Origin of the sequence: Metabacillus indicus LMG 22858, assembly GCF_000708755.2 — a bacterium.
Lineage (GTDB): Bacteria > Bacillota > Bacilli > Bacillales > Bacillaceae > Bacillus_P > Bacillus_P indicus.
In genome coordinates this window covers 853088-866728 of sequence record NZ_JGVU02000002.1, presented here as the reverse complement: position 1 = coordinate 866728, position 13641 = coordinate 853088, and the positions used below count along the sequence as shown (strand labels likewise).

Annotated in this window: 17 protein-coding genes; 10 read left to right on the top strand and 7 right to left on the bottom strand. The window is 44.1% G+C overall.

Translation table 11 applies throughout. The features are described 5' to 3' along the window. Positions 1 to 107: 107 nt before the first annotated feature. Complete coding sequence (locus AZ46_RS07545; protein WP_029280494.1) at positions 108 to 875, bottom strand: DUF4397 domain-containing protein; 768 nt, start codon at positions 873 to 875, stop codon at positions 108 to 110. A gap of 144 nt (positions 876 to 1019) precedes the next feature. Between AZ46_RS07545 and AZ46_RS07540 the strand changes: the two genes are divergently transcribed. Beyond that, positions 1020 to 1817 carry an alpha/beta fold hydrolase gene (locus AZ46_RS07540; RefSeq protein ID WP_029280495.1) on the top strand — a complete coding sequence of 266 codons (798 nt, stop codon included), beginning with the start codon at positions 1020 to 1022 and terminating at the stop codon, positions 1815 to 1817. A 70-nt stretch (positions 1818 to 1887) separates the two neighbouring features. Here AZ46_RS07540 and AZ46_RS07535 read toward each other — a convergent pair whose 3' ends face one another. After that, positions 1888 to 2136, bottom strand: a complete 249-nt coding sequence (locus AZ46_RS07535) for a hypothetical protein (RefSeq protein WP_029280497.1) — start codon at positions 2134 to 2136, stop codon at positions 1888 to 1890. A 58-nt stretch (positions 2137 to 2194) separates the two neighbouring features. Continuing rightward, on the bottom strand, positions 2195 to 2623 hold the full coding sequence (locus AZ46_RS07530) for a MarR family winged helix-turn-helix transcriptional regulator (RefSeq protein ID WP_029280499.1): 429 nt from the start codon (positions 2621 to 2623) through the stop codon (positions 2195 to 2197). A 235-nt stretch (positions 2624 to 2858) separates the two neighbouring features. On the opposite strand from AZ46_RS07530, the gene msrA reads away from it, so the two are divergent. After that, a complete protein-coding gene (gene msrA / locus AZ46_RS07525; protein WP_029280502.1) occupies positions 2859 to 3806 on the top strand; it encodes a peptide-methionine (S)-S-oxide reductase MsrA in 948 nt (315 codons plus the stop codon). 101 nt (positions 3807 to 3907) lie between these two features. Here the strand turns inward: msrA and AZ46_RS07520 are convergent, their stop codons facing one another. Further along, positions 3908 to 4741 carry a LysR family transcriptional regulator gene (locus tag AZ46_RS07520; RefSeq protein WP_029280504.1) on the bottom strand — a complete coding sequence of 278 codons (834 nt, stop codon included), beginning with the start codon at positions 4739 to 4741 and terminating at the stop codon, positions 3908 to 3910. A 104-nt stretch (positions 4742 to 4845) separates the two neighbouring features. On the opposite strand from AZ46_RS07520, the gene AZ46_RS07515 reads away from it, so the two are divergent. Next, positions 4846 to 5688 (top strand): sulfite exporter TauE/SafE family protein, encoded by an 843-nt coding sequence (locus AZ46_RS07515; RefSeq protein ID WP_051865351.1) that lies wholly within the window; start codon positions 4846 to 4848, stop codon positions 5686 to 5688. A 499-nt stretch (positions 5689 to 6187) separates the two neighbouring features. Here the strand turns inward: AZ46_RS07515 and AZ46_RS07510 are convergent, their stop codons facing one another. Both AZ46_RS07510 and AZ46_RS07505 read right to left on the bottom strand, forming a co-directional pair. Further along, positions 6188 to 6829, bottom strand: coding sequence for a class F sortase (locus tag AZ46_RS07510; RefSeq protein WP_051865349.1), 642 nt, complete (start codon positions 6827 to 6829; stop codon positions 6188 to 6190). Beyond that, positions 6798 to 7604 (bottom strand): DUF4397 domain-containing protein, encoded by an 807-nt coding sequence (locus tag AZ46_RS07505; RefSeq protein WP_029280508.1) that lies wholly within the window; start codon positions 7602 to 7604, stop codon positions 6798 to 6800. The genes AZ46_RS07510 and AZ46_RS07505 overlap by 32 nt, the downstream gene beginning before the upstream one ends. A gap of 215 nt (positions 7605 to 7819) precedes the next feature. Here AZ46_RS07505 and AZ46_RS07500 point away from each other — a divergent pair, with 215 nt between their 5' ends. The 3 genes from AZ46_RS07500 to AZ46_RS21445 all read left to right on the top strand — a co-directional run bounded on the left by AZ46_RS07500 (position 7820) and on the right by AZ46_RS21445 (position 9215). Beyond that, entirely contained in the window at positions 7820 to 8206 is a 387-nt protein-coding gene (locus AZ46_RS07500; RefSeq protein WP_029280510.1) for a VOC family protein, read from the top strand. Next, complete coding sequence (locus tag AZ46_RS07495) at positions 8199 to 8981, top strand: GNAT family N-acetyltransferase (protein ID WP_051865345.1); 783 nt, start codon at positions 8199 to 8201, stop codon at positions 8979 to 8981. The genes AZ46_RS07500 and AZ46_RS07495 overlap by 8 nt, the downstream gene beginning before the upstream one ends. Before the next feature lie 99 nt (positions 8982 to 9080). Then, the gene (locus AZ46_RS21445; RefSeq protein ID WP_081414138.1) at positions 9081 to 9215 is read left to right on the top strand and encodes a YjcZ family sporulation protein; all 135 of its coding nucleotides are present in this window, start codon (positions 9081 to 9083) and stop codon (positions 9213 to 9215) included. Positions 9216 to 9319: 104 nt separating this feature from the next. On the opposite strand, the gene AZ46_RS07490 is transcribed toward AZ46_RS21445, so the two are convergent. After that, positions 9320 to 9874 (bottom strand): peptidoglycan-binding domain-containing protein, encoded by a 555-nt coding sequence (locus AZ46_RS07490; RefSeq protein WP_051827255.1) that lies wholly within the window; start codon positions 9872 to 9874, stop codon positions 9320 to 9322. A 295-nt stretch (positions 9875 to 10169) separates the two neighbouring features. On the opposite strand from AZ46_RS07490, the gene AZ46_RS20955 reads away from it, so the two are divergent. From AZ46_RS20955 to AZ46_RS07465, 4 genes are all read left to right on the top strand, one after another. Then, entirely contained in the window at positions 10170 to 10967 is a 798-nt protein-coding gene (locus tag AZ46_RS20955; protein ID WP_051865344.1) for a TIR domain-containing protein, read from the top strand. 30 nt (positions 10968 to 10997) lie between these two features. Beyond that, entirely contained in the window at positions 10998 to 11681 is a 684-nt protein-coding gene (locus AZ46_RS07475; RefSeq protein WP_029280520.1) for a hypothetical protein, read from the top strand. Between the two features lie 17 nt (positions 11682 to 11698). Then, the gene (locus AZ46_RS07470) at positions 11699 to 12508 is read left to right on the top strand and encodes an alpha/beta fold hydrolase (RefSeq protein WP_029280521.1); all 810 of its coding nucleotides are present in this window, start codon (positions 11699 to 11701) and stop codon (positions 12506 to 12508) included. A gap of 67 nt (positions 12509 to 12575) precedes the next feature. Then, entirely contained in the window at positions 12576 to 13196 is a 621-nt protein-coding gene (locus AZ46_RS07465) for a hypothetical protein (RefSeq protein ID WP_152554729.1), read from the top strand. Positions 13197 to 13641: the final 445 nt, after the last annotated feature.

The following is a 13641-nucleotide window of genomic DNA, read 5'->3' as shown; positions in this document are numbered from 1 at the left end:
CTGGTCAACCTCATCATAATCGATTCCGGGAGGAAAAATAGAGATTTTACAGAAATTGAACATGCTTTTTACATTGGCTTATCATCTTTACATGACGTTAAACATTTTTATCCAATTGCAGCAAGTGCTTCGAGCTCAGGTGTACCATTAGCAAAGCCAACGGCAAAAATCGTGTAGGCAGTATCATTTTTAAGCTGTACTTTTGGAACCGTCAGCACGACATTGTCTGTGCCGGCAACACGCACTTCAAGATCGTATTTTCCCTGAGGAACTTTCACGTTTTTGGTTGCCTGTGTAAACTGAACATTACTAAAGAGTATATCCCCGTTTTTAACCGCAATATCAACGGCAGGTGCATCAGGTGAAAGATGGACAAATTTCACGCTTGCTTCTCCTGCAGGCACAAACGTTTTATCCACAAACGGAAGCAGCCTGATGGAATTCAGGTTTCCGGCGGCAGCGATCGTATACGTGATGCCTGGAAGAAGCATATACATTTCACTCAGTACAGGGCCGTTCGTCGTTCCTGCCTGGTAGACATCCACGCGGTACTGGCCGGTCGGCAGCTTCAGGTAGTCGCTGATTTCCTTATACTTTACATTTTGGAGGGTCAGTTTCCCATTTACATAAATATCAACTGCCGGGGCATCAGGTGAAGCATGGATGACTCTAACACGTGACATGCCAGGCTCAAGCTGGCCTCCCTGCGGAACTCTCGAGGCTGCCTGATATTGCATGCTGTACATCCATTTCTGCATGGCGTTCAAGTGTTTTTGATAATACATGACATGCTTCTGCGGGTCTGTATATTTATAGTAGCAGGCAAGCAGGTCATACATCATCGCTTTTTCGGCATACTTATTCGGTTCGTTCATTAGCGCGCACTCCCATCTATTCATTCGTCATTAACATATGAAAGGAGATGGGTGATTGTCACAAAAAAGTGATGTGAATGTAGTTTTAAATGAATCCAAGAAGGGAAAATATAGGTTTGATGTCTAAATCCGGAGGTAGATCATATGGCAAATTATGAACAGAATATCGGAGACGTATCTTTATCTTATTCAGATGATGGCGAGGGCCATTGCATCGTGCTGCTTCACGGGTTTTGCGGAAGCAGGGGATATTTTAACAAAATCATACCGGACATCTCTGAGAACTACAGAGTCATCGCTTGTGACTTAAGAGGACACGGTCATTCAAGCACAGTGAAAGATGAATACAGCATCACATCAATGGCGGATGATCTGGCCACATTGTTTGACGTCCTTGAAATTGAGAAAGTCACAATGATCGGACACTCGCTTGGAGGATATATTGCCCTTGCATTTGCTGAAAAATATCCGCACATGCTCCATTCTTACGGGCTATTGCATTCTACAGCGCTCCCGGATGATGAAAACGGGAAAGCGGGCCGGGAAAAAGGTATTGCGAGAATTGAACAAGAAGGAATGAAAGGCTTTATTAATGACTTAGTGCCAAAGCTGTTTGCCGAAGAAAACATGGACTCATTCCATGCTGAAATGGAGACAGTGAGGCAGATTGGATATAAAACACCTGAAACAGGGGCAGCAGGCGCGCTGCACGCGATGAAAAACCGTCCGGACAGGCAAAAGGTCCTTCATAATGAAGACTTGCCTGTCCTGCTGATTGCCGGCAAAAAAGATCAGGTTGTACCGACTGAGAAAACCTTTTTGCATAGGGGGGACCATATAACAGAAGTCCTTCTTGAAAACAGCGGGCACATGGGAATGTTAGAGGAGCCAGATAAAGTATCAGAGGCATTGCTGACATTTATTAAAAAGAACGGAAAATAGCCGCTTGGGCCCGGGATTGAACATAACGAAGCCGTACCACGAAAAAAACGCTTAGAAATAAGCGTTTTTTTTATTTCTGGTTTAATTCGGCAAGCTTTACAAACGTCAGTTCATCTTCAATCAGTCCGCACACACCGCATTGCACTTTATAATGCGGCCCTTTATATGCGAGATGAAACGGATCAAGGGCTTCCTGAGAAAATTCCTGAATGACATCGCCTGTCTGGGGATCCAGCTTGACAGACTTTGGCGTCTGTTCAATTAGGTTAAAGCGGGTGCGGTTTGTCTTGCAGTTCGGGCATAAGTATGGTGCAGTCATAAAAGGACCTCCTTCTGTCGATGGATTTATTTTTTCCAGAAGGAGGCAGGACTATGTATCATGGTTTTGTCCGGTCGAGCTTTCCAAACAGCAGGATAAGGTTTTGAAGCTCCTCATCAGAGAAGCAGTCGAATCTTTCGGAGAAGTACTCCGTTTTCTTCTTTTCAAGCTCGTGCAGGACGGTTTGACCTGCATCGGTCAAATCGATTAATGTAATTCTTCGGTCGCTGGGAGAGCGTTTGCGCGTAATCAGTTCTTTAGACAGCAGGGAATCTGTTACGGCAGTAATATGGCTTGCGGAGACGTCCAGCTCTTTTGCAAGATTCGACGCATTCAGGGGTCCGTTTTCTTTCAGTGATTTTAAGATGATAAATTCATTCCTTGACAGAACGCTTCCGAGGACAACGTTTATCTCATTCCGCAGCTGGCGGAAAATGCTTCTCATGAGCGACTCTAATTCATACATTTTATCTTCGCGTTTTTTCACTACAAAACCTCCGGGTGGAGAACAGCTGAAATCAGACTGTTCATCTGATTAAATAATTTTAATGTAAAGAAACGTGTCTGTCTTGTCAAGGAAAACCCGGACCAGAGAGCAGAATTCTGGGATTATGGAATGGAAATGATATAATGAAGCTAAATAACGGACAAACCCGGTCCCGGCAGCAGCTCTGACTGCGCGGCCGGTGAAGTCACAGAACAGTGCAGGAGGAGGAAACAGGATGACTGAAAAAACATTTGAACTTGCTACCTTTGCAGGAGGATGCTTCTGGTGCATGGTGCAGCCGTTTGACGAGCTGCCCGGCATTGAAAAAGTCGTTTCCGGCTATACTGGAGGCCACAAAGAAAACCCAACTTATGAAGAAGTCTGCAGTGAAACGACAGGCCATTATGAAGCTGTGCAGATTACATTTAATCCTGACATCTTTCCGTATGAGCGCCTGCTTGAATCATTCTGGCAGCAAATTGATCCGACAGACGCTGGAGGCCAATTCTTTGATCGCGGGGATTCCTACCGCACAGCTATTTTCTTCCATAACGAAAGGCAGCAGCAGCTTGCCGAAGAATCAAAACAAAAACTTGCAGATAGCGGCCGCTTCAAAAAGCCGATTGTGACTGAAATTCTGCCGGCAAAAACGTTTTACGCGGCAGAGGAGTACCACCAGGACTATTACCAAAAAAGCCCGGTTCGCTATAATCAGTACCGCAAAGGCTCAGGCCGCGACACGTATATTAAAGAACACTGGGATAAAAGCAGCCTGAAAGAAAAACTGACGCCGATTCAATACGAAGTCACTCAGAACAACGGAACGGAGCGCCCGTTTCAAAATGAATACTACGACAACGAACAAGACGGCATCTACGTGGACATCGTCTCTGGAAAACCTCTTTTCAGTTCAACAGACAAATACGATGCAGGCTGCGGCTGGCCGAGCTTTACACGTCCGCTGTCAGATTATGAAATTGTCGAGAAAAAGGATTTCTCTCACTTTATGATCCGTACAGAAGTAAGAAGCAAATCTGCGGATTCTCATTTAGGGCATGTGTTTAACGACGGTCCGGGTCCAGACGGCTTAAGATACTGCATTAATTCAGCAGCTCTCAGATTTGTCCCAAAGGAAGACCTCGAAAAAGAGGGATATGGTAAATTTTCAGGGCTATTTCAGTAAGGAAGCTCTTGCAGAAAAGTGCTTTAGAGTGATGGAAACCATCAGCAGCCGGAGGTGTCATTCTCCGGTTCTGGTGGTTTTTTTTCGTCTTCATAAACCAATTATGCATATAGAAGCAAGGGAAGCAGTTCTTCTATGAAAGGAGCTGCAGCTATTTCATCATGAACAGCATAAAACGGCCGGTATACGACATGAGATTCAAGGGGAACGAGCTTTCCGTTTTCAACTTCATCTTTGACCATAGAATGGGACAGAAACGCCGCACCGAGCCCTCTTACTGCAAGCTGTTTAATGAGATAGTGGCTGCCTGCCTCAATCACTTCAACAGGATCGATTCTCTCAGACAGAAGAAATTGATCAGCGTATTCTCTTGTGCCTGAGCCTCTCTCTCTGAGGAGGAGAGGAGAAGTCCTGATTGAAATGTGATGACTGGCATAAAATCGCAGTTCATCCCTGCTGATAACGTTCACTTTAAATGGCTCAAGTCCTCGTTTTCCTTCAACTAGGGCGAGGTCGAGCTTGTGCTGCTTAAGCCCGTCAACAATCTGTTCATGATTTTTGATGGTGAGCTGCAGACGCACATGAGGATAGATGGTTTTTATTTTTTTAACAAAATCAGGAAGAAGGACGTCGCTGACTGTATGCGTTGCTCCAAGTTTTAATAATACCTCGTTATTTTTCTCTTTTATTCTCTCGATGGTCATGCTGATCTCAAGCATTTTTTTTCCTTCTTCAAAAACGTGCTTTCCCGCATCCGTTAATTCAAATGGCCGGTTTGGTGCCGATCTCTTTATTAAACTTGTTCCGAGAAAGTCCTCCAGTTTCTTCAGGTGAATACTGATTGTAGGCTGTGACAGATTAAGGAATTCACTTGTTTTTGTAAAGTGGCGAAGCTGTACAAGCGTTACATAGGTTCGAATCCAGTCTAGCTGCATAGTACCCTCCATTAATTATAAAACGTAATAAATTACATTGTATTTATTTATTTCTATTATAAAGAAGAGAGAGATACAATGAAAGAGAAAGGTTGTGACGTGAAATGGAAACCATTTTATTTCTCGCAGGGGGAGCGGCAATTGGCATCATGTCCGGATTTTTCGGTATTGGGGGAGGAATTATTCTTACCCCGGTTCTGTTGATCCTTGGGTATGACCCAAGTCAAGCCGTCATTTTGTCTCTCATGCTTACATTGGGTTCAACGATAACTGGAACGATTACGCATTTCCGTCTTAAACATATACATGTCTCTTTAGCGGCAAGGCTTGGCCTGTTTGGCATGATTGGGGCAGTTTCCACTGCTCCTGCAGTCCGCTTGCTTGAGGAGGTTCATTCGGCATCGGCTGTCATTTCACTTGCTTATATCGGAATTTTAGGATGGTTTTCATATCAATTTTTACGGAGGGAGAAAGAGGTAAAGAAACAAAAAAAGGGATCAATTCCATTGATCGGACTTCTTACCGGTGCTGTTTCTTCATTGATGGGAGTCAGCGGAGGATTTGTTATGACTCCTCTATTAAAAAATGTTAGAGAAATGGAACTGAATAAAGCGATTGGAACCAGCATTGCCGCAGCATCCGTTATTGTCCTGTCAGGAATAGGCTCATATTTTTTCAGCGGAGCGGAACTGGATTACACACACGGCGCCCTTCTCATTATAGGTGCTATGATTGGAACGCCGGCCGGTTCCATGCAGCTTAAAAAATTCCCTGAAGCACATGTGAAAAAGATGCTTGGTTTTCTTTATCTGGTTGTTGCCGGAAGTGTTATCTTCACTTTTATGTCCTTCCCGGGTGTTTCACTGGTCCTTATCGGCACTGCTTGCATGATCTTTTTTACCTTGCTGTTTTTTAAGTCTGCAAGGAGGTTTCTGGCTGCTGAATAAAAGGAAGGGTATAAATTTCAACGTTTTTCACGACACTTGTTCATTTTGAAAATAGATTTGAACAAAAAGAACGGACAGAAAAGGTAGTGGAGCCACAAACGAAGGGGAGACATGAAGAGAAGTGGCAGCACTCGGGGTAATGGTGCCACAAATGAGGTAAACTCACGAGAAAAAGTGGCAGCACTCGGGGTAATGGTGCCACAAATGAGGTAAACTCACGAGAAAAAGTGGCAGCACTCTGGATAGTGGTGCCACAAATGACGTGAAGACATGAAGAAAAGCGGCAGCACTCTGGGTAATGGCGCCACAAATGAAGTAAGCACACGAGAAAAAGTGGCAGCACTCTGGATAGTGCTACCACAAATGACGTGAAGACATGAAAAAAAGTGGCAGCATTTGTGTAGTATAGCCGCAAATGATTCTAAAATACAGAGAAACCCCGAACCGATCAATCGGTTCGGGGTTTTCATACAGACTTCAATTCTGCAAGTCCATGAGTCTAGCTTTCTTCTTTTAAAACCCCGGTGACAACCAGCCTTTCCAAATGCGTTTTCTTCTTCCGGTCAAATTCGCCTGTGCATGTAATCAGGTTCAGCTTTCTCTGCTGACTGAACCCGAATATAGCGGGAAGAGGAGCATCATCATACGGGTACGAATTGATTTCCTGTACAACAAATGTCAGGGCTTCGCCATTTTCTCCGGAAACGATGATTTCATCTCCGGCGCTGATCTCTTTGAGATTAAAAAACACTGACGGGCCTGTTTTGTTATCCACATGCCCTGCAATAACAGCGTTTCCCTGCTCGCCTGGCATCGCGCCGTTTTCGTACCATGCAGTGAGCGAGTCACTTGAAGGCAGCTCCATTATCCCGTCTTCACTCAGGCCGGCAGATTCGACGCCTGCACTGATATTAAGGGACGGAATAGAAATTCGGCTTGGGTTAATTCCTTCGGGTTGTTTTTGCTGAACGGGTTTAGGCTTTGCCCCTGAAGTCTCAGCTGAAACGGAGACGGCAGAGGCTTGTTCTGTACGCGTTTCTTTTTTATCCGGTGAGGCGTTTTCGCCAGTCTGTGCACATCCGGCCAATAGGAGAATCAGGGCAGCCGATTTAATGGCTGCTTGCTTTTTTCTTGATTCCATATACCATCAAAGTACCTAATCCAAGGATAGCTGCTGCTGCAACTGGCAAGTAGTTTGTTTCAGTTTCAGATGTGCCGCCCATTCCTGTTTTCGGCATTTCAGAAGGCATCATTGCCGGATCAGCAAGAACAAGTGCTTCAAGAGCAGGCTCTCCGCCGGCAAGTCCAACTGCAATGACCGTGTAAGACATATTAGCCTTAAGTTCAGTGCCTGCAAGGTCAAGTACTACATCTTCTGTTCCAGCGCCTCTGACTTCAAGATCATATGATCCAGGGTCTACTTCCAAGTAATCTGTTACACCTTTGAATTCAGCTCCAGGGAAAAGGACATCTCCGCCTTTAACAGCTACATCAACTGCAGGTGCATCAGGTGAGAAGTGGGCAACGCGCACTTTTGATTTGCCTTCAGTTACATTCAGATCGTCGTTAAGAACTTTTAGTTCAAGAGAATCAAGTGTGTTGATTGCTGCTGCTGTATAAGCTTTGCCGGCTTCAACTGTCAAATCTGCTGAGATGACAGGTTCGCCGTCAGCAACTGTACCGGCTGCAAAGATTTCAACCTTGTGGTCGCCTGCAGGAAGCATCATGTAGTCTGTTGCCGCTTTAAATTCAGCGCCTTCAACAACTGTTTTGCCGTCGACAACAACATCAACCGCCGGGGCATCAGGAGAAGCGTGAACAATTCTGACCATTGCGTCATTCTCTGCTGCAGAAGCACCTGCCCCAAATGCCAATAATAAAACCATTGCTGCTACTACTGAAAAAATCTTTCTCATTTTTCCACTCCTCATTTTTTGTTTTTTTTATTTGGACGTATGTCCTGAATTAAATATAAACAAAACCTATACAAAATGTATACAGTTTTGATGCACTGAATGTGCTGGAGAAGTTTTTTCCAGTTTTTCTGGCGCTGAATGTACAGAAAAACAAAGGAATTTACCAGAAGATTTGGTATAATCGAGACATCATCCAAGAATAGGAGTGAATCACTTTGGCAGTCAAAGGATTTGAACATGTGGGAATACAAGTAAGAGATATTGAGAAATCGATTGAATTTTATCAGCAGGTTGCAGGTCTGCAGCTGATTGACCGATTTTTACATACAGATGGAAATATGAAACTGGCTTTTTTAGGAGTGGAGGGATCCATTATTGTTGAACTGATTGAAGGGTACAACCCAGATCTTCCTGCAGAAGGAAAGGTTCACCACGTTGCCTTAAAGGTCAGCGGAATTGAGGGGGAAGAGGAAAGGCTGAAGGAATTAGGTGCAGAGCTGATCTATGATGATATTACAACTCTGCCGAATGGAGCGAAATATCTGTTCTTCAAAGGGCCAGACGGGGAATGGATTGAATATTTCGAACCGATGAATGAATAAGGCCGTCCATTTCGAAAAGGTGCTTGATGCCGCAGAAGATGAATATTTGCAATTGTTTTGCAAGGTCAAAAAAACGGCCCTTTACAAAGCATATACAGACGATGCATTAAAAGGCATGTATAGTCATCATTTCGCCAAAATGACGACACCCTATCACCCGATCCTGCTAAAAGAAGTGCTTGCTCACTCCAAATCAGCCCTGAACAGGAGCTTTGTCCATGTTAAGCTTCCGTTTAACAGCAGGGTGGACAAGCGGACCCGGTCTTATCTGCATGAAGAAGAGTATTACTGTGATCTGGACTTGTATTATTTCCATACGCTTGAAGATATTGAATCATGTTCAAGGGTCATGACAAAGCTCGGAGAAGGAGATGTGCTGCAGGATGCCTGTTTCGCCATGGAGCTGTACGATGCCCGCCATATAAGTGCTTCTTTTGCAAAATCCAAGCTTCAGCGCAAAAAGCCTTATTATCTGGCTAAGACTGTGCGTCTTTATGTCTGCTATGAAAACGGCGTACCAATCGGAAGTGCGGAATTGTATCTTTCACCTGTAACACGAATTGCAAAAATTGAGGAAGTAGCCATTCTTGATGAATACCAGCGGATGGGCTATGGTTCTTCCTTCATGAAGTGCCTGCTGCAGGAGGCGGCGCAGCTCGGGGCAGAGTCTGCCTATCTTGTCACCATGAACGACGAGGGATCAAAAGCCTTTTATGAAAAGCTTGGTTTTGTAAAGGTGCTTGAACAGGAAAATGTTTTCAAAAATTTACTTTAAAAGCTTTTTAAGAAAAATGGGCGAATGCACATACAGGACAGCCACCTACCTCATAATGTAAGGATGTAAAGAAAAACAAAATGAAGAGGTGTTTGATTCATGTACGGTTATGACTGCGGATGTTCATATCCTTCTTATCCGGTTCATTGTGGAGGCGGACTAGGAAGCAGCTTTGTATTGATTGTTGTTCTATTCATTTTGCTTATCATCGTCGGTTCTGCTTATATTTGCTAGTACCTGAAAAAGCCTCTGTATGAGGCTTTTTTTCAATTCAATGAACATTATTAATCAAAAAACCAATGAAAAAAAGCAGAAAATATATTTCTGCTTTTCATAAATCAGCTATTCAGCACTTTTTCCATCACACTGCGTGTTTTGGGTCCATAGATTCCGTCATCCGCCAGATCAGGGAAGCGCTGCTGGAATTTAAGGACGGCGGCTTTTGTTTTTTCACCGTAGATGCCGTCTTCAGACAGTCCAGAACCGATATCATTCAATCCCTGCTGAAGTTTCAGGACGTCGCTTCCTTTGCTTCCAAGCTTGAGTACAGTATTTGGCAGTCCGAATGTATTAACGTCAATGGACAATGCTTTGTGAGTGTTGGGGCCATAAACGCCATCTGCCTTGAGGCCTTTAGCTTTCTGGTAAAAGAATACGGCATTGGTTGTTTTCGGCCCAAAAACACCGTCAACTGTGAGTGAAGCTTCCGCTGCTTCGTTCAAACCGCGCTGCAGAATTTTTACATTTTCTCCTCTTGCGCCTTCTTTGATGATACCTGATTCAGGAAGTGTGAAGATGTAGGGTACATTTTCCTGTGCACTTGCCTGAGGCACTGACATCCATAGAGCTGCGGCGGTTACGACAGATGCTGATACAACTTTCCATTTTTTCATTATTTCTCTCCCCTTTATTTCGTTTTACATGTATGAGACGGAGCGAAGAGATTCATTGTTTCATAAAATTGTAAAAAAGAAGAAAAAATATAAAAAACAAACCGGCGGTCGGTCAAATTTTGAGCATAATCCTCAAATTTCATCATTGCCGTTCAAATTATGTGCGCTTTCCTGTCACTGGAGAGCGCTTTTTACTGTCCCGGGCATGTCCATTTCCGCTCATATCTGCCGGAAAAGAGGAATAGAATGTGAAGAAGACTGCATGTAAGAGTTTAGGAGGAAGGAGACACTGCACTTGATCGATACCATTTTTATCAGTCATGCGCACCGTGATGAGGCATATGTCAGAGAGCTTGTTAATCTGCTGACAATGATCAAGGTGCCGAATATTGTCTGCAGTTCGTATCCCGGCTATCACATTCCTAACGATGAAGACATTTATGATTATCTTCATCAAAAACTGAGCGGAAATTCGTGGATTATCTATGTGCTGTCTGAACATTATTATAAAAGTCCTGCCTGCCTGAATGAAATGGGAGCCTGCTGGATCCTGAACAAAAAATACACGGCGATTCTGACCCCGTCTTTTGACTACAAAGAGATGAAGGGTGCCATTAATCCAAATCAGATTTCCTTCAAATTGAACGACCTGGACAGGCTGTATGAATTTCTTGAAAATGCAAGGGATGTGTTTAAGGTCGAAAAGCAGTCCGGCACATTTCTTGTGAAAATTTGCGAGCAGGCAGTCAAACATGTAAATCAGCTTGCAGATGATGAACGCAGAAACAGGAAAATGGCCGGCTGCACCCTTGAAGGCATCCGCCTGGATCCAGAAGACGGCAGGAAATTTCAGTTCAGGCTGAGGCTTTCAAATCCGGAAGAATTTGATATCCGGGTCGATGTCATAAAAATTGAGGCAGCGGATGAAAACGGTGAAACCTTTTCGCAAACACTGCAGCCTGCAAATCTGAAGCTTTACAGCAAGGAAAATAAAATCGTTTTTCTATCTTCTGAGATCGGTGATTCAAACTACGAGCCATATATCCATCAGAGGGAAACGGTTGATTTGAAATTCAGCAGAGATGTCTGGTAGCGAGCTGCTGCTAGTTAGGAGGGTAACTGGATGAAAGTAGAATTAAGTGCCGAACAATCAGAGCTGAAAAACAGGATTCAATCTAAGCTTGAGGAAATCCTTCACTTTCTTTCGCTGTCCAGAGAAAAAAGACAGGTTCAGTCGTACCGTCATATTGAACAGGTTTATGACGAAATGGGAATAGCCGCCCACTCTCTTTATCTATCCCTGGATCCAAAACCAAAACATTTGAAAAAAACAGTCCGGCTGCGCAAGATGACACCGGGAGATCCCCAGTTTTACCAGCACATCCGGCCTGTTCAGGAACTGCTGAATTACCTTAATGATCAGCAGGCGAACGATGAACCGTGTGATCAGACACTGGGCGAGACGTTTTATTTAAATGTTTTCACCCGCAAATGGGGCAAGAGTGACAGGTATACTCTGATCCGGAATGAGGAGGGATGGCTTGTCAGGCACTCATCCCAAACAGAACAGGGAGGAAGGGATGCTGAGCCGATTCTGAGCTACGTTCTCAGATATGACCAAGTTTCTTACCCGCGTAATTTGAGCACCATCATGGAGGATATCTGGTACCGTGCAGCCGAAGAAGGACTGACGCGGGAAAAGGTTCAGGCAATGCTTAATGAAGTCGCCGACTGGATTACAATGACAGAGCAGAACTATCCAAGTCATATCGCGCTGGAGAATGAGGAAAAAGGGTATTTTTCGTAAGCGGGAAGGGTGTAAACATGGGATATTTTATTCAGACGGATGATGCTGTAAAAATCTACGTTGAAGATGTGGGGCCAAGTGATGGCCAGGTGCTTTTTTTGATCCACGGCTGGCCGGTTGACCACAGGATGTACGAATATCAGCTGAATCAGCTTCCTAAGCTTGGTTTCAGGTGCGTTCTCATAGACTTGCGTGGATTTGGAAAATCAGATAGACCTTATACCGGTTATTCCTATGACCGGCTTTCTGATGACGTTAAGGCCGTCATTGAAATCCTCCAGCTAAAAGATATTACACTGGGCGGTTTTTCAATGGGCGGTGCCATTGCCATCCGGTATATGGCGAGGCATTCAGGTTACAGGGTCAGGAAGCTCGCCCTTTTTGGGGCAGCGGCTCCATCATTTACAAAGCGGCCTGACTATCCGCATGGAATGGCCAAATCTGAAGTCACCAAACTGATTCAGCAGACCTATACCGACAGACCCGACATGCTGACAGGATTCGGGCAGATTTTTTTCGCCAAGTACATCTCAGAAAGCTTTAAAAATTGGTTCCAGAGCCTTGGTCTTGATGCATCAGGACATGGGACGGCACAGACAGCCGAGTCTCTCCGTGATGAAGATTTGAGAGAGGATCTAGGGAAAATCATCGTTCCGACAGCTATTTTCCATGGCATGAAAGATCAAATATGCCCGTTTATTTTCGCAGAGCTGATGCATAAAGGCATTCTTGATTCTGAACTTATTCCGTTTAAATACAGCGGCCATGGCCTATTCTATGATGAGCTGGAAAAGTTCAACCGGGAACTCATTCGATTTTTGGAATAAAAGCTATTGCTTCCCTTTCGGTCACACTTTATGATGAAGCTAGTGTACATAAAGGGGAGGCACAATGTTGAAACAGCACATCATTTTTTATACGGTTATCTTTCTCGGATGCTTTTTACTTGGATTTTTTGAAGCGCCTATTTACCTGATCGGATTACTGCTTACTCTGTCAATGGGGTGGTACATGTATGTCCAGATAAGTCCGGTCCTCTTTTCAAAGGACATTCGAAAGTCTGAATCATATATTCTCAAGCATCAGAGTAATCCAATGTATCAGTTTTATTATGCAGTCGCGAACAACCTGGATGATGAAGCCGAAGAGGCTATGGGGAAATTCCAGTCAAAATATAAAAACTCAGAGCGCCGGGCGTTGATTCAAACGACATATGCTTTATATAAACAGGAGCCGTCTGAAGCGAAAAAATACCTCCATTTGATTAAATCTCCGGCATACAGAACCTACTATGAGGGACTGATTGCAGCTGAAAGCAGAAAATTTAAAGAAGCCAGAGACCATGCAGAAAGGCTGCAGGAGGGCTGGATGAAAAACAGCATCCTTGCAGAAATGGCAGAAAAACAAGGAAAAAAGAGCGAAGCCAAAGAGCGCGCCGCCATGGCATTCGAGCAGACAAGAGGGCTTCAGCGATATATCCTTTATAAAAATTTTGAAGCGTATCTGGCTTCCTAGCCGAAAAAAATGACGCAGACATGCGTCTTTTTTTAAAAAAACTTCCATCGTTGAGATTTATTTCCTTGTAAAAGGGCAGTGAACCTCAGAAAAACATGCCTGAAAAGACTGGCTGGACAGTAAAAAATTCGCATCACTGATCAGAAGTTTTTTACATAAACTAAAAAAACAGTTGAAATCATTTCACTCACATTGTAAAATCATGTTAATTTAGAAAACGTGATGAAAAGGACACGAGCCATTTTTACCGGTTGCCAGAGAGGGAAGGACTGCTGGAAACTTCCCAACATGGAAAATGTGCTTACCGCCTTTGAACCGCACGGAGGAAATGCCGTGCCGCAGCCGCTGCGTTAAAGCTCTGGAGCCGTTGTTTGGGAAAGTTTGGGTAAAGGTTTGCACATCGATGCGGGCACTTACGCTTCTCTAACGGAAATCTGGGTGGAAC

Coding starts and splice junctions, on each gene's coding strand:
- AZ46_RS07545 (WP_029280494.1), bottom strand. CDS start 875: ATGAACGAACCGAATAAGTATGCCGAAAAAGCGATGATGTATGACCTG.
- AZ46_RS07540 (WP_029280495.1), top strand. CDS start 1,020: ATGGCAAATTATGAACAGAATATCGGAGACGTATCTTTATCTTATTCA.
- AZ46_RS07535 (WP_029280497.1), bottom strand. CDS start 2,136: ATGACTGCACCATACTTATGCCCGAACTGCAAGACAAACCGCACCCGC.
- msrA (WP_029280502.1), top strand. CDS start 2,859: ATGACTGAAAAAACATTTGAACTTGCTACCTTTGCAGGAGGATGCTTC.
- AZ46_RS07520 (WP_029280504.1), bottom strand. CDS start 4,741: ATGCAGCTAGACTGGATTCGAACCTATGTAACGCTTGTACAGCTTCGC.
- AZ46_RS07515 (WP_051865351.1), top strand. CDS start 4,846: ATGGAAACCATTTTATTTCTCGCAGGGGGAGCGGCAATTGGCATCATG.
- AZ46_RS07510 (WP_051865349.1), bottom strand. CDS start 6,829: ATGGAATCAAGAAAAAAGCAAGCAGCCATTAAATCGGCTGCCCTGATT.
- AZ46_RS07505 (WP_029280508.1), bottom strand. CDS start 7,604: ATGAGAAAGATTTTTTCAGTAGTAGCAGCAATGGTTTTATTATTGGCA.
- AZ46_RS07495 (WP_051865345.1), top strand. CDS start 8,199: ATGAATAAGGCCGTCCATTTCGAAAAGGTGCTTGATGCCGCAGAAGAT.
- AZ46_RS21445 (WP_081414138.1), top strand. CDS start 9,081: ATGTACGGTTATGACTGCGGATGTTCATATCCTTCTTATCCGGTTCAT.
- AZ46_RS07490 (WP_051827255.1), bottom strand. CDS start 9,874: ATGAAAAAATGGAAAGTTGTATCAGCATCTGTCGTAACCGCCGCAGCT.
- AZ46_RS07475 (WP_029280520.1), top strand. CDS start 10,998: ATGAAAGTAGAATTAAGTGCCGAACAATCAGAGCTGAAAAACAGGATT.
- AZ46_RS07470 (WP_029280521.1), top strand. CDS start 11,699: ATGGGATATTTTATTCAGACGGATGATGCTGTAAAAATCTACGTTGAA.